Annotated in this window: 14 protein-coding genes; 7 read left to right on the forward strand and 7 right to left on the reverse strand. The window is 73.5% G+C overall.

Translation table 11 applies throughout. The features are described 5' to 3' along the window. Positions 1-47 precede the first annotated feature (47 nt). A complete protein-coding gene (locus tag ACL03H_RS18685) occupies positions 48-713 on the reverse strand; it encodes a response regulator (protein WP_412812557.1) in 666 nt (221 codons plus the stop codon). A 516-nt stretch (positions 714-1,229) separates the two neighbouring features. On the opposite strand from ACL03H_RS18685, the gene ACL03H_RS18690 reads away from it, so the two are divergent. The 5 genes from ACL03H_RS18690 to ACL03H_RS18710 all read left to right on the forward strand — a co-directional run bounded on the left by ACL03H_RS18690 (position 1,230) and on the right by ACL03H_RS18710 (position 10,593). Continuing rightward, the gene (locus tag ACL03H_RS18690) at positions 1,230-6,716 is read left to right on the forward strand and encodes an ATP-binding protein (protein WP_412812558.1); all 5,487 of its coding nucleotides are present in this window, start codon (positions 1,230-1,232) and stop codon (positions 6,714-6,716) included. Positions 6,717-7,046: 330 nt separating this feature from the next. Then, the gene (locus tag ACL03H_RS18695; RefSeq protein WP_412812559.1) at positions 7,047-8,450 is read left to right on the forward strand and encodes a mycothione reductase; all 1,404 of its coding nucleotides are present in this window, start codon (positions 7,047-7,049) and stop codon (positions 8,448-8,450) included. A 2-nt stretch (positions 8,451-8,452) separates the two neighbouring features. Beyond that, positions 8,453-8,956: a metallophosphoesterase family protein gene (locus ACL03H_RS18700; protein WP_412812560.1), complete on the forward strand. Its 504-nt coding sequence runs from the start codon at positions 8,453-8,455 to the stop codon at positions 8,954-8,956. 233 nt (positions 8,957-9,189) lie between these two features. Then, positions 9,190-9,747: a TetR/AcrR family transcriptional regulator gene (locus tag ACL03H_RS18705; RefSeq protein WP_412812561.1), complete on the forward strand. Its 558-nt coding sequence runs from the start codon at positions 9,190-9,192 to the stop codon at positions 9,745-9,747. A gap of 111 nt (positions 9,748-9,858) precedes the next feature. Continuing rightward, positions 9,859-10,593: an SDR family NAD(P)-dependent oxidoreductase gene (locus ACL03H_RS18710; protein ID WP_412812562.1), complete on the forward strand. Its 735-nt coding sequence runs from the start codon at positions 9,859-9,861 to the stop codon at positions 10,591-10,593. A gap of 412 nt (positions 10,594-11,005) precedes the next feature. Here the strand turns inward: ACL03H_RS18710 and ACL03H_RS18715 are convergent, their stop codons facing one another. Then, complete coding sequence (locus ACL03H_RS18715; protein WP_412812563.1) at positions 11,006-11,788, reverse strand: MBL fold metallo-hydrolase; 783 nt, start codon at positions 11,786-11,788, stop codon at positions 11,006-11,008. 96 nt (positions 11,789-11,884) lie between these two features. Here ACL03H_RS18715 and ACL03H_RS18720 point away from each other — a divergent pair, with 96 nt between their 5' ends. Continuing rightward, complete coding sequence (locus ACL03H_RS18720; RefSeq protein ID WP_412812564.1) at positions 11,885-12,484, forward strand: TetR/AcrR family transcriptional regulator; 600 nt, start codon at positions 11,885-11,887, stop codon at positions 12,482-12,484. Positions 12,485-12,530: 46 nt separating this feature from the next. Here the strand turns inward: ACL03H_RS18720 and ACL03H_RS18725 are convergent, their stop codons facing one another. Further along, positions 12,531-13,820 (reverse strand): CynX/NimT family MFS transporter, encoded by a 1,290-nt coding sequence (locus tag ACL03H_RS18725; protein WP_412812565.1) that lies wholly within the window; start codon positions 13,818-13,820, stop codon positions 12,531-12,533. Between the two features lie 103 nt (positions 13,821-13,923). Between ACL03H_RS18725 and ACL03H_RS18730 the strand changes: the two genes are divergently transcribed. After that, positions 13,924-14,622 carry a FadR/GntR family transcriptional regulator gene (locus ACL03H_RS18730; protein WP_412812566.1) on the forward strand — a complete coding sequence of 233 codons (699 nt, stop codon included), beginning with the start codon at positions 13,924-13,926 and terminating at the stop codon, positions 14,620-14,622. Here the strand turns inward: ACL03H_RS18730 and ACL03H_RS18735 are convergent. From ACL03H_RS18735 to ACL03H_RS18750, 4 genes are all read right to left on the reverse strand, one after another. Further along, positions 14,589-14,858, reverse strand: a complete 270-nt coding sequence (locus ACL03H_RS18735) for a type II toxin-antitoxin system Phd/YefM family antitoxin (protein ID WP_412812567.1) — start codon at positions 14,856-14,858, stop codon at positions 14,589-14,591. The two genes, ACL03H_RS18730 and ACL03H_RS18735, sit on opposite strands and share 34 nt — an antisense overlap. Positions 14,859-14,868: 10 nt before the next feature. Next, positions 14,869-16,410: a cobyric acid synthase gene (locus ACL03H_RS18740; RefSeq protein WP_412812568.1), complete on the reverse strand. Its 1,542-nt coding sequence runs from the start codon at positions 16,408-16,410 to the stop codon at positions 14,869-14,871. Next, positions 16,407-17,264: a type I methionyl aminopeptidase gene (map, locus tag ACL03H_RS18745; RefSeq protein ID WP_412812569.1), complete on the reverse strand. Its 858-nt coding sequence runs from the start codon at positions 17,262-17,264 to the stop codon at positions 16,407-16,409. The genes ACL03H_RS18740 and map overlap by 4 nt, the downstream gene beginning before the upstream one ends. Before the next feature lie 127 nt (positions 17,265-17,391). Continuing rightward, positions 17,392-19,227, reverse strand: a complete 1,836-nt coding sequence (locus ACL03H_RS18750; RefSeq protein WP_412812570.1) for a penicillin-binding transpeptidase domain-containing protein — start codon at positions 19,225-19,227, stop codon at positions 17,392-17,394. Positions 19,228-19,381 lie beyond the last annotated feature (154 nt).

The following is a 19,381-nucleotide window of genomic DNA, read 5'->3' on the forward strand; positions in this document are numbered from 1 at the left end:
CCCGGGGCGAGGCCGCCGGACGGGGCCGGACCGATCGCGGCGCGAACTCACCCCGAGTTCCGGGGGACGACGAGGCCCGTTTCGTAGGCCACGACCACCGCCTGCGCCCGGCTGGAGACGCCGAGCTTGGTCATCGCGCGGTTCAGGTGGGTCTTCACCGTGCCCTCGCTGACCACGAGCCGGTCGGCGATCTCCGCGTTGGTGGCGCCGGTGGCGATGAGCCGCAGCACGGCCAGCTCCCGCCGGGTCAGCGCGGCCAGCGGAGCGGGGGCGCCGGAGCGCGCGGGCGGCACCCGCACGTAGGTCTCCACCAGCCGCCGCGTGATGGTGGGCCCGAACAGCATCCCGCCCTCGGCGACCGCGCGGACCCCGGCCAGCAGCGTCTCCGGCGGGCTGTCCTTGAGCAGGAAGCCGGAGGCCCCGGCCCGCAGCGCCGAGCGCACGTGGTCGTCCAGGTCGCACGTGGTGAGCACCAGGACTCCGGGACGCGGCGGATCCCCGGAGCGGATCAGCTCGATGACCCGCACCCCGTCGAGGCCGGGCAGCCGCAGGTCCATCAGCACCACGTCGGGCCGCAGCTCGGCGGCCACCTCGACGGCCTCCCGGCCGTTCGCGGCCTCCCCGGCCACCTCGATGCCCGGGGTGTGGCGCACCAACGCGGCGAACGCGGCGCGCAGCAGCTCCTGGTCGTCGACGACGAGCACGCGGATCACGCGCCGGCTCCCCCGCCGGCCGGACCGCGCCACCGCTGGGAGCGCGCAGCCGGCGCTGGAGCCGACGCCCGGCACCGACCGCTCCCCAACCCTTCACCCGTTCGCACCGGCCGATCAAACCGTGCCGCCGGGCGGAGGCGCGCGCCGGGGCGGCACCCTCGCGGCCCGAGCGGCGGGTTCGGGCGATGCCGGGCGGGTGGTGGCCGACGAACGCGGTGCGAACCGCGCGGGGAATCCCGCGCCACCGGGGCCGGGCCGCCCCGGGAACCCGGTCCCCGCGCGGGCGCATCTCGCGGGAACGGACCCGAGTTCGTGTGGTAGCCCGCCCCGGTTGTTCGCGCCCACGGCGATCTCGGTTAGCTTTTTGGCGGGTTCCTACAAAACCTCGGGCCCGGCGTGCGCCGCTGCGCACATTGGTGCGCCGGGCGCGGACGGAGCAGGGTGTAGGACAGGTGCAGGCGACGCTCCGAGAACCGGACGTCGCCTGTTGTGCGTGGCAATCAGGAGGCTCAGCCGGTGTTCAGTCGTGTCGCCATCGTCAATCGTGGAGAGGCTGCGATGCGGCTCATCCACGCCGTCCGGGATCTCTCCGCGGCAACCGGGAAGCGGATCGAGACGGTCGCGCTCTACACCGACGCCGACCGGTCCGCGACCTTCGTGCGCGAGGCGGACATCGCCTACCCGCTCGGCCCGGCCTCCGCCCGCCCCTACCTGGACCACGCGGTGCTGGAGCGCGCGCTGGTGGAGTCCGGCGCGGACGCCGCCTGGGTCGGCTGGGGCTTCGTGGCCGAGGACCCGGCCTTCGCGGAGCTGTGCGAGCGGACCGGCGTGACCTTCGTCGGCCCGAGCGCGGAGGCGATGCGCAAGCTCGGCGACAAGATCGGCGCGAAGCTGCTGGCCGAGGAGGTCGGCGTGCCGGTGGCCCCGTGGAGCCGGGGCGAGGTCGCGAGCCAGCAGGAGGCGCTGGCCGCGGGCGAGCGGATCGGCTACCCGCTGATGCTCAAGGCGACCGCCGGGGGCGGCGGCCGCGGCATCCGCCGGGTCGACTCGGCCGAGGAGCTCGCCGACGCCTACGAGCGCACCAGCCAGGAGGCGCTGCGCGCCTTCGGTTCGGGCGTGGTCTTCCTGGAGCGCCTGGTCACCGGCGCCCGCCACGTCGAGGTGCAGGTCATCGCCGACGGCCAGGGCACCGCGCTGGCGCTGGGCGTGCGCGACTGCTCGGTGCAGCGCCGCAACCAGAAGATCATCGAGGAGTCCTCCTCCCCGGTGCTGTCGCCGGAGCAGGCCGCTGAGCTGAAGGCCTCCGCCGAGCGGCTGGCGCTGGCGGTGGACTACCGGGGCGCGGGCACCGTCGAGTTCCTCTACCACCCGGGCGAGGAGCTGTTCGCCTTCCTGGAGGTCAACACCCGCCTGCAGGTCGAGCACCCGATCACCGAGATCACCACCGAGACCGACCTGGTCAAGCTGCAGCTGCACGTGGCAGCCGGTGGCACGCTCGACGGGCTGCGCGCGGTGGAGAGCGGGCACGCCGTCGAGGCGCGGCTCAACGCCGAGGACCCGGACCGCGACTTCGCCCCGGCGCCCGGCCGCATCGCGCGGCTCGCGCTGCCCGCCGGGCCGGGGGTCCGCGTCGACACCGGCGTCTCGGAGGGCGACACGATCCCGGCGGACTTCGACTCGATGATCGCGAAGATCATCGCCTTCGGCCGGGACCGGGACGAAGCGCTGGCCCGGCTGCGCCGCGCGATGGCCGAGACCACGGTGATCATCGAGGGCGGCGCGACGAACAAGAGCTTCGTGCTGGAGCTGCTGGACCAGCCTGAGGTGATCGACGGCAGCGCGGACACCGGCTGGATCGACCGGGTCCGGGCCGAGGGCCGCCTGGTCACCCACCGACACTCGGCGATCGCGCTGGCCGCGGCCGCCATCGAGGCTTACCAGGACGAGGAGACCGCGACCCGGCAGCGGCTGCTGTCCACCGCTTTCGGCGGCCGCCCGCAGGTCCAGCACGAGAGCGGGCGCCCGCTGGACCTCAAGCTGCGCGGCGTCGGCTACCGGGTCGGCGTCGCCCGGGTCGGCCGCTCGCGGTTCCGGGTCGGCATCTCCGGCGGCGGCGAGGTCCACCCGGCCGACGTCGAGATCGACCGCTTCGACGCGCACAGCGGCCAGATCACCGTCAACGGACACCGGTTCCGCCTGGTCAGCGGCACGCACGGCCCGATCCACCTGGTCGAGGTCGACGGGGTCACCCACCGCGTCACCCGCGACGAGGGCGGCGTGGTCCGGGCCCCGGCCCCGGCGCTGGTGGTGGCCACTCCGCTGGCCGTCGGCGACGAGGTCGAGTCGGGGGCGCCCATCCTCGTGCTGGAGAGCATGAAGATGGAGACGGTGCTGCGCGCCTCGTTCCGCGCCCGGGTGCGGGAGCTGCCGGTCTCCACCGGCAGCCAGGTCGAGACCGGCGCCCCGCTGATGCGCCTGGAGCCGCTGGCCGACGACGACGAGGGCGACCAGCAGGACGCCGGGGACACCGCCGAGATCGAGCTGCCCGCGGAGCCCAGCAGCGTCTCCCCCGCCAAGCGCGCCGAGCGCGGCCTGCAGGACCTGCGCAGCCTGCTGCTCGGCTTCGACGTGGACCCGCACGACCAGAAGCGGGTGCTCAGCGGCTACCTCGCCGCCCGCGCCGAGCTGGACGCCCCGGCGGCCTCGCTGCCGGACGAGATCGAGCTGCTGGGCGTGTTCGCCGACCTCTCCGAGCTCAGCCGCAACCGGCCCGCCGGGGACCGCGACGAGCAGGCCGGCCCGGTGCACAGCCCGCGCGAGTTCTTCCACAGCTACTTGCAGAGCCTCGACGTGGAGCGGGCCGGGGTCAGCTCCGAGTTCGAGACCAGGCTGCGCCGCGTCCTGGCGCACTACGGCGTGACCGACCTGGAGCGCTCGCCGGAGCTGGAGTCCGCGGTATTCCGGATCTTCCTGGCCCAGCAGCGGGCGTCCTCGGACGTCGCCATCGTCACCGCGCTGCTGCGGCAGTGGGCCGTGGAGGCGCCGCCCGGCAAGGACCTGCACGAGCACGCCGGGCTCACCCTGGAGCACGTCGTCAAGGCCACCCAGGTGCGCTTCCCGGCGGTCTCCGACCTGGCCAGGGGCGTGGTGTTCCGCTGGTTCGCCCAGCCGCTGCTGCGCAGGGCGCGCGCCGAGGTCTACGCGGGCGTGCGCGCCCACCTGCGCCACCTCGACGAGCACCCGGACTCCCCGGACCGCGCGGAGCGCGTCGCCGCGATGGTCGCCAGCGCGGAACCGCTGGTGCGGCTGCTCGGGCAGCGCGTGGTGCGCGGCGGCTACGACCACGCCCCGCTGCTGGAGGTGCTGACCCGGCGGTACTACGGAAACCGCTCGCTGCGCGAGGTCACCGCGCGGGACGCGGCCGGATGCCGGTTCGTCACCGCCGAGCACTCCGCGCCGGAGGGCGCGACCCGGCTGGTGACCACCGCCGTCGACTTCGCCGAGCTGCCCGCCGCGGTGCGCGCGGTCGGCGAGCTGGCCGCCGACGTGCCCGAGGGAACCGGCGCGGTCGCCGACCTCTACGTCACCTGGGAGGGCCAGCCGGACGCGGACGCGATGGCCGCCCGCCTGGGCGAGGAGCTGGCGGCGCAGGAACTGCCCGCCGCCGTTGGCCGGATCACCACCACCGTCGCGGGCACCCGGGGCGCGGTGATGCACCACCACTGCACGTTCCGCCGCACCGCGGACGGCGGGTTCGCCGAGGACCGGCTGATCCGGGGGCTGCACCCGCTGATCGCGCAGCGGATGCAGCTGGAGCGGCTGCGCGAGTTCGACCTCACCCGGGTCCCCTCCGCCGACGAGGAGGTCTACCTGTTCACCTGCGTGGCCAGGGAGAACCCGGCGGACGAGCGGCTGGTCGCGATGGCCCAGATCCGGGACCTGACGCCGCTGCGCGACGCCGAGGGCAGGCTCGTCGCGCTGCCCGCCGTCGAGGACACCCTCGCGGGCTGCCTGGACGCGATCCGCACCGTGCAGGCGCAGCGCCCGGCGAAGAAGCGCTTCGACACCAACCGGATCCTGATGTACGTGTGGCCGCCGACCGAGCTGACCACCGAGGAGCTCAACACGCTCACCCAGCGGATCCTGCCCACCACGGCCGGTTCCGGCGTGGAGGAGGTCACCTTCCTGGCCCGCCAGCGCGGCGCGGACGGGGAGCTCACCGACATGGCGGTGCGGATCGCGCTGAGCGGGGACGACGCCCAGCTGCACGTGGAGGAGCCCTCGACGGAGCCGCTGCTGCCGCTGGACGACTACCGGCAGAAGGTGCTGCGCGCGGCGCGGCGCGGCAACGCCTACCCGTACGAGCTGACCGGGATGCTGGCCGGGGACCGGGGCGGGTTCGTCGAGCACGACCTCGACGAGCGCGGCGCGCTGGTTCCGGTGGACCGCCCGCGCGGGCAGAACTCGGCGGCGCTCGTGGCGGGCGTGATCTCCACGCCCACCGAGCGGCACCCGGAGGGCGTGCGGCGCGTGGTGCTGCTCGGCGACCCGACGAAGGCGCTGGGCGCGCTCTCGGAGCCGGAGTGCGCGCGGGTGATCGCCGCGCTGGACCTGGCCGAGCGGCTGGAGCTGCCGCTGGAGTGGTTCGCGCTCTCGGCGGGCGCGCGGATCTCGATGTCCTCGGGCACCGAGAACATGGACTGGGTGGCGGCCGCGCTGAAGCGGATCGTGGAGTTCACCCAGCGCGGCGGTGAGATCAACATCGTGGTCGCCGGGATCACCGTCGGCGCTCAGCCGTACTGGAACGCCGAGGCCACGATGCTCATGCACACCAAGGGAATCCTGGTGATGACGCCGGATTCGGCGATGGTGCTCACCGGCAAGCAGTCGCTGGACTTCTCCGGCGGCGTGTCGGCGGAGGACAACTTCGGCATCGGCGGCTACGACCGCGTGATGGGCCCGAACGGCCAGGCGCAGTACTGGGCGCCGAACCTGCCCGCCGCGCGCGACGTGCTGATGGCGCACTACGACCACACCTACGTGGTTCCGGGCGAGTCCGCGCCGCGCGCGGCCGCCACCACCGACCCGTCGGACCGGGACGTCTCCTCCTACCCGCACGAGTTCGGCGGGGACTTCCGCACGGTCGGCGAGATCTTCTCGGCCGAGCACAACCCGGACCGCAAGAAGCCCTTCGACATCCGCACGGTGATGCGCGCGCTGTCCGACCAGGACCACGCGGTGCTGGAGCGCTGGGCGGGCATGGCGGACGCGGACACCGCGGCCGTGCAGGACGTCCACCTGGGCGGGCACCCGGTGTGCCTGCTGGGCATCGAGTCCCGCTCGGTGCAGCGGCGCGGTTTCCCCCCCACCGACGGTCCGGACGCCTACACCGCGGGCACGCTGTTCCCCCGGTCGTCGAAGAAGGCGGCGCGGGCGATCAACGCGGCGTCGGGGAACCGGCCGCTGGTGGTGCTGGCGAACCTGTCGGGCTTCGACGGCTCACCGGAGTCGATGCGCAAGCTCCAGCTGGAGTACGGCGCGGAGATCGGCCGGGCGATCGTGAACTTCGAGGGCCCGATCGTGTTCTGCGTGATCTCGCGCTACCACGGCGGCGCGTTCGTGGTGTTCTCCAAGGCCCTGAACCCGAACATGACGGTGCTGGCGCTGGAGGGCTCGTTCGCCTCGGTGCTCGGCGGTGCCCCGGCGGCGGCCGTGGTGTTCTCCGCCGAGGTGAGCAAGCGGACCGCGAACGACCCGAGGGTCACCGAGCTGCAGGCCCGCGCGGGCGAGGCACCGGCCACCGAGCGGGCCGCGCTGCACGCGCAGCTGGCCGAGGTGCAGTCCTCGGTGCGGGCGGAGAAGCTGGGCGAGGTGGCCTCCGAGTTCGACCGGGTGCACAGCATCCAGCGCGCGGTCGAGGTCGGTTCGGTGGACGAGATCATCAGCGCGCCGCAGCTGCGGCCCCGGATCATCGAGGCGATCGAGCGGGGCCTGGCGGGCTGAGCGAACCGGGGAGTCCCGCGGCCGAACGCGGCCGCGGGTGCTCCGGCGGGCCCGGGCAAGCAGGGATGGCCACCCCCCTGGAGGCCATCCCTGCCCGTGCCTCCCCGTGTCGTCGTGCGACCGCACCCGTTCCGGCATCGCGCACGACGACGCGAACCCCAAGTTAGTGATCTTGGTCGTTCCCGGACCACCGACCAGAGGGGTGAATCCGGGGTAAACCTGCGCGGTAGCGGACGAGCTCGGCGGGCCCACCGCGGCGCGGCCGGGAATCCGCGGGCCGCCGCCGCGGTTGTACGCCAAGACGCCCGCACCCACGAGCACAGGATGGACATGCCCCACTTCGACCTGGTCATCATCGGCAGCGGTTCCGGAAATTCGATCCTCGACGAGCGGTTCGCCGACTGGAACGTCGCCATCGTGGAGAAGGGCGTCGGCAGCACCGGCAGCTACGGCGGCACCTGCCTGAACGTGGGCTGCATCCCGACGAAGATGTTCGTGCACACCGCCGACACCGCCGCGAGCCCCGGGGTCGGCGCCAAGCTGGGCGTGGACCTGGAGCTGCGCGACGTGCGCTGGCGCGAGATCCGGGACCGGATCTTCGGTCGCATCGACTCGATCTCCGACGGCGGTCGCCGCTACCGGGCCGAGGGCAGCCCGAACGTGCGCCTGTTCGAGGGCGAAGCCCGCTTCACCGGCGTCAAGGAGCTGACCGTCGCCACCGCCGACGGCGCGGAAACGCTCACCGCGGACCGGTTCGTGGTGGCCGCGGGCGGGCGCCCGGTGGTGCCGGACCTGCCCGGCATCGAGGACGTCGGCTTCCACACCAGCGACAGCGTGATGCGGCTCGACGAGCTGCCCCGCCGCCTGGTCATCCTCGGCAGCGGCTTCATCGCCGCCGAGTTCGCGCACGTGTTCTCCGCGCTGGGCGTCGAGGTCACGCTGATCGCGCGCTCCGAAGCCCTGCTGCGCTACGAGGACGAGGACGTCTCGCGGCGGTTCACCGAGCTCGCCCAGGCCCGTTGGGACGTGCGGCTGAACCGCAGGCAGACCTCGGTGGAGCGCGACGGCGACGTGGTGCGGCTGCACCTGGAGGGGCCGGACGGCCCGGAGTCCGTGGAGGCCGAGCAGCTGCTCGTGGCCATCGGGCGGCGGCCGAACTCCGACCTCATCGACGCGACCGCCGGCGGCCTGAAGGTCCGCGAGGACGGCAAGGTGCGGGTCGACGCCGAGCAGCGGACCTCCGTCGAGGGCGTCTGGGCGCTGGGCGACATCAGCTCCGACCACGAGCTCAAGCACGTCGCCAACCACGAGATGCGCGTCGTGCGGCACAACCTGCTGCACCCCGACGAGCTGATCGACTCCGACCACACCTACGTCCCGCACGCGGTGTTCTCCTCGCCGCAGATCGCGGCGGTCGGCCTCACCGAGCAGGAGGCCCGCGAGCGCGGGATCGAGTACGTCGTGAAGGTCCAGGATTACGGCGACATCGCTTACGGCTGGGCGATGGAGGACACCACCGGTTTCCTGAAGCTGCTGGCGGACCCGTCGGACGGCGCGCTGCTCGGCGCGCACCTGATCGGCCCGCAGGCCCCCACGCTGCTGCAACCGCTGATCCAGGCCATGCAGTTCGGGCTGGACGCGCGGACCATGGCTCGCGGCCAGTACTGGATCCACCCGGCGATGCCGGAACTCATCGAGAACGCCCTGCTGGGCCTGGAGCTGCACCCGGAGTGAGCGTGCGCCTGCTGCTGATCGCCGACACGCACCTGCCCAAGCGCGCGAAGGCGCTGCCCGAGCAGGTGTGGCGGGAGGTCGAGCGCGCCGACGTCGTCTTCCACGCCGGGGACTGGGTGGAGCCGCCGCTGCTGGACGAGCTGGAATCCCGCAGCGCGCGGCTCGTCGGCGTCTTCGGCAACAACGACGGCGAGCAGCTGCGGCGGCGGTTGCCGGAGGTGGCGCGGGTCGAGCTCGACGGCCTGCGCTTCGCGATGGTCCACGAGACCGGGTCCGCCCAGGGCCGGGAACGCCGCTGCGACCGGGACTTCCCCGACACCGACGTGCTCGTGTTCGGCCACAGCCACATCCCGTGGGACTCGGTCACCCCCGCGGGCTTGCGCCTGCTGAACCCCGGCTCCCCCACCGACCGCCGCCGCCAGCCCCGCTGCACCTACCAGACGGCGGAGATCAGCGGCGGGACGCTCGGGGACGTGGAGCTGCACCGCTTGCCGCCACGCACCTGAGGACCAGCCGCCGAGCGCGAGGCCACCCGCCCGACCTGGCCGGCAGGTCGCGACGGGCCGGTCCGAGGAGGCGTGCGCCGACTCCACCCGTCCGAGGGGCCCGGACCGGAGCCGACGGCCCGTTCGACCATCGTGTCGGACGGGCCGCTCGCCGCGCTCCGGCATGGACCAGTCGGTCCACAATCGGTAATCTCGGGCTCATGCCGCGTCCACGCCAATTCGATGAGGATCGCGTGCTGTCCGCCGTGCAGTCGGCGTTCTGGGACAACGGGTACGCGGGCACGTCGCTCGAAGACCTCCTGGCCGCCAGCGGCCTCGGCAAGGGCAGCCTGTACGGCGCTTTCGGGGACAAGCAGCGCCTGTTCCTGCGCGTGCTGCGCGAGTACGACGAGGCCAACGACCGGATGCTGCGCACCTGGCTGGAGCACGCCGACCGCGGCGTCGACGTGATCCGCCGCTTCGCGACCGGCGTTGCGCGCGACCCCAGCGGCGAGCAGGCCCGCCGAGGTTGTCTGCTCGCCAACACCGCGATGGAGCTGTCGGCGAACGCCGCCGAGGTCGCGGCGGAAGCGCGGCGCAGCTATGCCGCGACCACCGCCGTGCTCACCGACGCGGTGCGCCGCGCCCAGCGCGAGGGCGACGTGGCTCCGGACCGCGACCCGGAGGTCGTCGCCCGCGCGGTGCTGGCCGGGCAGCTCGGGCTGATCGTGCTCGGCCGGATCGGCCAGGACCCGGAGACCCTGGCGACCACGGCCGAGGCCTTGGTCGACGCCCTGCTATCCGCGCCCTGAGCCTCCTCCCCGCGACGGTGACGTGCGGCACGATGCCCGCGAGTTGTTGACCGAACGGTCCATATGGGCTTTTATGGACCAGCCAGTCCACAATCTGAGGCGGGAGTGCGCATGAAGGCGCTGGAGGGCAAGGTCGCGGTCGTGACCGGGGGGAACGCGGGCATCGGGCTGGCGATCGCGCGGGCCTACCGGGACGAGGGCGCGCGAGTGTTCGTCACCGGACGCCGCCAGGACCGGCTCGACGCGGCCGAGGCCGAACTCGGCCCCGAGGTGACCGGGGTCCGCTGCGACGTGGGCCGGCTCGACGACATCGACGCGCTCTACGCGACGGTCGCCGAGCGGGCGGGCCGGATCGACGTCGTGGTGGCCAACGCCGGGATCGGCATCGCGGCCCCGCTGGGCGAGATCACCGAAGAGCAGTTCGACGCCATGTTCACCACCAACGTCAAGGGCGCGCTGTTCACCGTGCAGAAGGCGCTGCCGCTGCTCAACCCCGGGGCCTCGATCATCCTCACCGGATCGACGGCGGGCTCCCGGCCCCAGCCGTACCTGCCGGCCTACGGGGCGACCAAGGCAGCGATCCGCAACCTGGTTCGCGGCTTCTCCCACGAATCCGGGGCGCGCCAGTACCGGATCAACGCGCTCTCGCCCGGCAGCACCCGCACGCAGGGCCTGATCGACCTGGTGCCCGCCGAGGAGCTCGACGTCGCCGGCGCCTCGATTCCGCTCGGTCGGCTGGCCGAGCCCGAGGAGATCGCCGCGGCGGCCGTCTTCCTCGCCTCGGACGCGTCCAGCTACGTCAACGGCTCCGAGCTCGCCGTCGACGGGGGCTTCGCCCAGATCTGACGCAGGCCGGACCAGCCGCGGCACCTCGCCCCGCGCACGCCCGACGGGCGCGGGGTGAACGGCCCGTCCGCCCAACCGCTCCGGCCGAACGGTCCGCTCACCCGGGGGTCGAACCGGGTCAACGGACCGTTCGACCAACCCGCTGGGACGGACGGTCCGCTCACCCCTCCCCGGCTTCGGGACGACGGACCGCTCGACCGACCGGACTGGACCGAAGGTCCGCTCACCCGAGAACTGAACCGGGTCAACGGACCGTTCGACCAACCGGACTAGACCGACGGTCCGCTCACCCGAGAACTGAACCGGGTCAACGGACCGTTCGACCAACCGGACTGGACCGACGGTCCGCTCACCCGAGAACTGAACCGGGTCAACGGACCGTTCGACCAACCGGACTAGACCGACGGTCCGCTCACGCGGCGAGGTCCGGGGCGAGGTCGAGGTGTTCGCCGACGTCGAGGACGTGCGCGAGCTCTCCCGCGTGGCGGCGGAATTCGGCGATCGGCCCATCGGCCTCGACGTAGCCGGCGGGTTTGATCAGGTGCTCGTCGTCGTGGTGGATCGGCACCGCCGCGCTCGCGCCGAGGATGCGCGCCGCCACCGCCGCCTGCCGCGGGGTCAGCGCCGCGGGGAACGGGCTCGGTGGCTGCAGCGCGGGCGCGTCGACCACCGGACCGTTGATCGGCAGGAACACCGCGTCGAAGGGCCCGCAGCGCTGCGCGATGGACCACCACGCGCCGTGGAACAGGGTGTCGCCGCCGTGCAGGACCCGCCTGCCGCCCGCCTCCACGACCCAGCTCACCTGCGGGGAGCCCAAACCGTCGACAGCCGGTACCGCGGTGATCCGGAACGGGCCGACCTCGCGCCGATCCCACTCGGCCATCACCTCGGTGACCAGGCCGCTCGCGCTCAGGTCCCGCTCGACCTGCTCGGTGAGCGCGTCCGCGAAGGGCGCGGGCCGGAACACCGGTGCCCCCGGCCGCAGTGCCCGCACGAGAGCGGGCACGCCGGTGTGATCGGCGTGCAGGTGCGTGACCAGCGCCGCGTCGACGGAGCCCGCGGCGGGGAGGGGCAGTTCCGCCTCCGGGTTCCGCAACCCGAACAGCTCAGTCGGGTACCGGACCAGGTCCACCACCAGGGTCGTTCCCGCAGCTTCGATCTCCAGGCCCGCCCAGGCCAGACGCCGGATGTGCATCGCGCTTCCTCTCAGTTCGCCGATGAGTGCGGCGAAATTTAGCGTCCGGTCGTTCGCCAAGTCAATAGCGAACGAGTGGACGCTAAGCTGGGAGGCATGTCGCCACGCCGATCCGCAGCGGAAGCCCGCGCCACCCGGATGAAGATCATCGGCCGCGCCACGGAGATCGCGTCCGAGGAAGGGCTCGAAGGGGTCACCATCGGCCGCCTGGCGAGCGAGCTGGAGATGAGCAAGTCCGGCGTGCTCGGGCACTTCGGCACCAAGGAGTCGTTGCAGGCCGCGACGCTGGACGACGCCTTCGAGGACTTCTGGCGGCGCGTCGTCGACTCGACGGCGCAGCACCCGCCGGGATTGACCAGGACGCGGGCGCTCTGCGAGAACTCGGTGCTCTTCCTGTCGACCATCGAGCTGCCCGGCGGCTGCCTGCTGACCGCCGCCTCCAGCGAGTTCGACGGCCGCCCCGGCCTGGTGCGCGACGCGGTCGCCGAGCGCTGGACGCGGTGGCGGGGACGGCTCGGCGAGGAGCTGCGCACCGCCGTGGCGGCGGGCGAGCTCCCGGCGGACTTCGACGCCGAACAGGCGGTCTTCGAGATCATCGCCGTCGGCCTGGCGCTGAACCAGGACCTCCAGCTGCACCGCGACCGGGCCGCCGCCGACCGCGCCCGCCGCGCCATCCGGCGCATCCTCGCCGGGTAGGCGAACGGCCCCCCACCCGCGGGTGGAGGGCCGTGGCTCCGGCGGCTCAGATGGTGCGCGGCCGCCCCGCGACGACACCCAGGACCGTCTGCACCGCGACGATCACCAGCGCCGCGACCATCGAGAACGTCCAGGTCGCCGTGACGTCGTGCAGCATCCCGAACAGGAACGGACCGGAGGCCGCGATGAGGTAGCCGATGCTCTGCGACATCGCCGAGAGCTGCCCGGTGTCGGCGGCGTTGCGGGTGCGCAGCGAGATCATCACCAGCGCCAGCGGGAACGCGCTCATGCCGAGCCCGATCAGCACCGCCCACAGCACCGGCGCGCTCAGCGGCGCGAGCAGCAGCCCGAGCAACCCGGCGAACATGAGCGCGCCCATCAGCAGCGCCCACCCGGACTGACCGCGGGTCCGCGTCACCAGCGGCGGCAGCACCATGTTGATCGGCACCCCGATCAGCAGCAGCACACCGAGCAGCGCCCCGGCCGAGGTGGCGTCCATGCCCGCGCCCTTGAACACCTCGGGCAGCCAGCCCATCACGACGTAGGCGATCGTGGACTGCATCGCGAAGTAGGCGGTGATCACCCAGGCCAGCGGGCTGCGCATGAGCGAGCGCCGCTCGCCCTTGACCGCCCCGACCGCCGTCGAAGCCGGGCGCTTGCGGGTACCGGGCACCCAGACGCACAGCGCGGCGAGCGCCACGACCATCCAGGTCGCCAGCGACCAGCGCCAGCTCCCGGACGCCGAGTTCAGCCACGGCGTGATCGCCGAGCCGGTGGCACCACCGGCGGCCATCGCCGTGGTGTACAGGCCGGTGGCCAGACCGACCCGACCGGGGAAGGACTCCTTCACCACGACGGGGATCAGCACGTTGCACATCGCGATCGACGCGCACACCAGCACCGTGCCCGCCAGCAGCGTGGCCGGGCCGCCGAGCACGCGGACGACCATCGCGGCGGTGAGCAGGGCGAGCGAGGCGCCGACGACGCGGTTCATCCCCCACCGGCGCGCCAGCAGCGGGGCGCCGATGCCCGCCACGCCGAAGCACAGCGTCGGCACCGAGGTCACGACGCTCGCCCAGGTGCTCGACGCGCCGAGCGAGTCGCGCACCTCGCCGAGGATCGAGGCGAGGCTGGTCACGGCCGGGCGCATGTTCGCCGCCGCGAGCGCGACGCCCGCGAGGAGCAGCCCGCCACCGGCCGCGGCGCGGCGGCGGGACGGGATCGCCTCAGCCGCGCCTTCGTTCACCAACGCCTCGGCCGCGGCCAGCGCGGAGGCGTCGTCGGCCAGGGTGCCGGGGGTCGGCGCGGCCGCCCTGCTGGCATCCTGGTCGGTCACACGGTCGGCGGGAACTCGATCGATCGGGGGCTGGGTGTGCGACTCGGCAGACATCGGCACCTAGTATGGCAAACATAGGATGTTTGGATGAAAGGACCCTTCAGTGCCTTTGGTCACCACCCAGCGCACGGGTCTGGTCGAGCAGGTCATCGCGCAGATGCGGTCCCTGGTGAGCGCGGGCGAGTGGCCGCTCGGGGAACGCATTCCCACCGAAACCGAGCTGGTCACCGCGCTCGGCGTCGGGCGCAACACCGTGCGCGAGGCGGTGCGGGCGCTCGCGCACGCGGGCCTGCTGGAGGTGCGCCAGGGCGACGGCACGTTCGTCCGCGCCACCAACGAGCTCTCCGGGGCCGTCCGCAGGCTCTGCGGCTCCGAGCTGCGCCGCATCCTCGAAGTGCGCCGGGCCCTGGAGGTCGAGGCCGCCCGGCTGGCCGCCGCCGCCCGCACCGAGGACGACCTCGCCGAGCTGGACACGCTGCTGACCGCGCGGGACGAGGCGGTGGAACGGCTCGACCGGGGCACGGTCGTCAGCGCCGACACCCGGTTCCACCTGCGGCTGGTCGCCGCTTCGCACAACCCGCTGCTGGTCGGGCTCTACGAGGGCATCAGCGAGGCGGTGCAGTCCAGCGTCGCGACCACCTTCGACCCGGGTTCGGTCACCCAGGTCTCGCACACGGCGCTGCTGGAGGCGGTGCGCTCCGGCGAGGCCGAGCTGGCCGCCGCCGAGGCGGGCGGGTTCCTGGACGAGCTGCTGGACGCGATCGAGGTTCAGCCGGAGAAGCCGGAGTCCCCCACCGAGTAGTCGGTGCCGACGTCGAACCCGCCCTGGTGGGACAGGCCGTCGGACACGGGCGGGATCCACGCCCCCGCGACGACCCCGGCCATCACGGTGCGGGACCGGCCGCCGTCGGCGGCTGGTCGCAACGTCGCCGAGGGGACGCCGAACCGGGTGATGACGATCTCCTCCCCGCCCTCGACCCGGTCGAGCAGCTCCGGGAGCCGGTCCTGGGCGTCGTCAGCGGAGATCTCTGTCGCCATGCCCCCGAGGCTACCCGGGCAGCTCCCCGGCTCGCACCGCGGCGGGTCCGATCACCGGCATCCCGCCGGGAGCATCGCGATCGAGCAACCGCCGCAGCGCACCGGTGTCCAGGTGCTGCTCCACGAGGTCGCCCAGCAGGTCCAGCTGCTGCTCCCGCAGCGCCGCGAACGAGACGTCCGGAGCGGCCTCGAAGCCGTCCCGGCCCGCCCGTTCCGCGACCTCCGCGAGGAACCGGCGGCGGAACCCGTCGTTCTCGAACAACCCGTGCCAGTGCGTGCCCGCCACCGCCTCGCGCACCGCGCCCTCCGGTCCGGACTCCGCCTCGATCAGCGGTCGCAGCGAGTCGCCCGGCCGCACCGGTTGCCCGTGGTGGATCTCGTAGCCGGTGACCTCGGCGCCGAGGGCGGTGCCGCGCGGCGTCCGCAGCGTCTTGGCGGCGGCGAACTCGATCTCCAGGTCGAGCAGGCCGAGACCGTCCACCACGCCGCCGCCGGACTCCACCTCGTCGGTGATCCGCCGGGTCAGCATCTGGAACCCGCCGCAGATCCCGAACACCGGCAGGCCCGCCCGCGCGTGCGCGAGCACCGCGTCGGCCAGCCCGGTGCGGTGCAGCCAGGCCAGGTCCTGCACGGTCGCCTTCGAACCGGGCAGCACCACCAGATCGGCGTCCGTCAGCCGGGACGGCTCGGTCACGAACCGCACCGCGACCCCGGGCTCGGCGGCCAGCGCCTCGATGTCGGTCGCGTTGGAGATCCGCGGCAGCTTCGGCACCGCGACCCGCAGCCACTGCTGCCCGCGCGGCGGCGCCGGACTGCCGACCACACCGTCCGCGACGTAGGACAGCGAGTCCTCGGCGTCGAGCCACAGCTCGTCCGACCAGGGCAGCACGCCCAGCACCGAGCGCCCGGTGAGCGCGCGGACCTGCTCCAGCCCCGAGGTCAGCAGCGCCGGGTCACCCCGGAACTTGTTGATCACGAAGCCGGACACCAGCGCCTGATCGGCCGCGTCCAGCAGCGCCAGCGTCCCGTAGAGCGCGGCGAACACCCCGCCCCGGTCGATGTCGCCGACCACCAGCACCGGTAGCCGCGCGGCCTGCGCCAAGCCCATGTTCGCGATGTCGGTGGCTCGCAGGTTGATCTCCGCCGGAGACCCGGCGCCCTCGCAGATCACCTGGTCGTAGTCCTCGCGCAGCCCCTCGAACGTGCTCGCCACGGTCTCCAGCAGCGCGGCCTTGCGGTCCCGGTAGGACAGCGCGGTGACCTCCCCCGCGACCTCGCCCAGCACGACGACCTGCGAACTCCGGTCCCCGCCGGGCTTGAGCAGCACCGGGTTGAACCGCACCGAGGGCGCCAGCCCGCAGGCCGCCGCCTGCACGGCCTGCGCGCGGCCGATCTCCCCGCCGTCCGCGCAGACGACGGAGTTGTTCGACATGTTCTGCGCCTTGAACGGCGCCACCCGCACCCCGGAGCGCGCCAGCCAGCGGCAGATCCCGGCGACCAGCACGCTCTTGCCCGCGTCCGAGGTCGTGCCCGCGACGAGCAGACCGCTCACGGCCGGGTGAGGATCTCGTTGCCGTCCTCGGTGATCAGGATGGTGTGCTCGAACTGCGCGGTCCACGACTTGTCCTGCGTGGTGACGGTCCAGCCGTCCTCCCACATGTCGTACTCGTGGGTGCCCAGCGTGATCATCGGCTCGATGGTGAAGGTCATGCCCGGCTCCAGCACGGTCTGCACCGACGGCTCGTCGTAGTGCAGCACCACCAGCCCGGAGTGGAACGAGCGGCCGATGCCGTGCCCGGTGAAGTCCCGCACCACCCCGTAGCCGAAGCGCTTCGCGTAGGACTCGATGACCCGGCCCACCACGTTGAGCTGCCGCCCCGGCTTCGCCGCCTTGATGCCGCGCATCGTCGCCTCGTGAGTGCGCTCCACCAGCAGCCGCACCTCCTCGGACGCCTCGCCCGCGATGAAGGTGGCGTTGGTGTCGCCGTGCACGCCGCCGATGAACCCGGTGACGTCCACGTTGACGATGTCGCCGTCCTCGATCACCGTCGAGTCCGGGATGCCGTGGCAGATGACCTCGTTGAGCGAGGTGCAGCAGGACTTCGGGAAACCCCGGTAGCCCAGCGTCGACGGGTAGGCGCCGTGGTCCAGGAAGAACTCGTGCACCACCTCGTCGATGCGGTCGGTGGTCACTCCCGGCTCGATCGTCTTGCCCGCGAGCTCCAGGGCCTGCGCCGCGATCCGCCCGGCCACCCGCATCGCCTCGATCACCTCGGGAGGCTGCACGTCGGGGTCCGCGTTGCGCCGGGGCGCGGGCTTGTCGACGTACTCGGGCCGCTCGATCGTCACCGGCACCGGCCGGCGGGGCGTCTGGACTCCTGGCTGCAACGGTGCGCGTACGGGCATGTGCTCACTCTAGAACGTGCCGCCCGCCCCCGGCCGCGCCCCGCCCCGCACCGGAGCGGATCCCGTCACCGCTGTTCAGGCACCGGCCGGCGGGCCCGGGACGACCGGGCCCGCCGGCGCGGACGCCTCACGGGACGTTCGACAGGAACCGCCGGGCGACGGCGACGGCGGGCTTCGACTCGCCCGCGTCCTCCAGCAGCACGGCGAAGGCCAGATCGCCCCGGTAGCCGACGAACCAGCCGTGCGAGTGGGTGCCGTCGCCGAACTGCGCTGTCCCGGTCTTGCCCGCGACCTCGCCCGCCCCGGCGACCCCGGTCGCGGTCCCGGACAGCACGACCTCGCGCATCATCGGCCGCAACTGGTCCAGCACCTTCGGGGACAGGGGGGCCACCTGCGAGTCGGCCTTCGTCTCCGCGCCCTCGAACAGCCGGGGGGTGGGCATCGAGCCGCGGGCCACGGTCGCCGAGGCCAGCGCCATCCCGAACGGGCTGGCCAGCACCTTTCCCTGCCCGAAGCCGTTCGCCGCGCGGGCCGTCGTGGTCTCCCCGGGCGGAGCCTGCCCGGTGATCGTGATCATCCCGGGGACGTCGAAGTCGACGCCGACGCCGAGCTGCCGGGCCGCGTCCGTGAGCGCCTGCGCGGGCAGGTCCACGGCCAGCTGCGCGAAGGTCGTGTTGCAGGACTTCGCGAACGCCGTGCGCAGCGGCACCACACCCAGGTCGAAGTCCTTGTCGTTGGGCACGGTGCGGCCGTCGAAGACCTTGCTGGCCGGGCACTCCACCGGGCCGTCCAGGGTCACCGCGCCCGCCTCCAGGCCCGCCGCCGCGGTAGCGATCTTGAAGGTGGACCCGGGCGGGAACTGCCCGGTCAGCGCCGGGGCGCCCTGGGCGTCCGCCGGGTCGTTCTGCGCCACGGCGAGCACGTCGCCGCTGGAGGGTTGCAGCGCCACCACCATGGCGGCCTGCGGGACGTCCTCGACGGCCTTCTCCGCGGCCCGCTGGGTGCGGTCGCTGAGCGTGGTCCGCGCCTGTCGCAGCGGGCGGGCGGGCTCGTCCCGCAGGACCTGCCCCACCGTCCCGGCGTCGTCGGCGGTCACCACGCGCCAGCCGGAGTTCGCCGCGACCTGCTCGTCCACCTCGCCGACGACCCCGGACAACACCCGCGAGGCGTACCCGCGCTCGGCGGCCACCAGCTTCGCCTGCGCCGGGAAGCGCACCCCCGGCAGGTCGTAGATCGCCGGGCGCACCCGGTCGTAGTCGTCCTGCCGCAGCGAGACCACCGCGTACGGCTGACCCGGCGGAGTGCGGCCCACGCCGTCCAGGATCGTCCGCTGGGTGATCTCCGGATCCACCGGCGCCAGGCCCTCGGCCAGCCGGGAGGCCACGTCCGGCAGGTCCCCGGCCTGCTGCGGGTCGAGGCTCACGGTGACGATCTGCTCCGGGTGCAGCAGCTCGGTGCCCTCGCGGTCCAGCACCGGCAGCAGCTGCGGGCGCTGCTCCTCCAGCACGAGGTGCTGGCCCGGCTCCAGCTCCGGGTGCAGCACCGACGGGTCCCAGTGCACCTTCCAGCCCTCGTCGGTCTCGGTCAGCTCCACCGCGCCCCGGTACTGCCAGGCGCGGCCGTCGCCGAGGTCCCAGTTCGCGTCGAAGGTGGCCCGCGCCGGGGCGCCCCCCTCGTCCTCGGCGACATCGCCGACGGCGAAGCGCACCGCTTGCGGGGCGAGGCTCCGGCGCGCGGCGTCCAGGGCCTGCCTGGCCTGCTCCGGCGCGTCGGTCCGGCCCGCGGCTCCCGCCGAGTCACCGGCGGCGTAGGTGTCCAGGAAGGACGTGGCGACCTCCCGGGCGGACGGCCCGGAATCGAACAGGCCGCAGCCCGAGAGGGGAAGGGTCAGCGCCAGTCCGGTGAACGCGGCGAGCACCCTCGCCCGCGAACCCGGCCGGGGGAAGATCCGTGAGGAACGCACCCGCCGAAGTATGCCGAAGCCGACCGACACCCCGTACCGCCCACCCGTTCGCCCCGCGGGTCCCGCCAGCCGTCTCCCCGCCCGGAGCAGCCGCACGGGTGCGGGGAAGCGGGAGCGCGCGGCGGTTGCCGCCACCCGACCCGCCGGGTCGCGG

Origin of the sequence: Saccharopolyspora antibiotica (genome assembly GCF_047200635.1) — a bacterium.
In the GTDB taxonomy this organism is placed as follows: Bacteria; Actinomycetota; Actinomycetes; order Mycobacteriales; family Pseudonocardiaceae; genus Saccharopolyspora_C.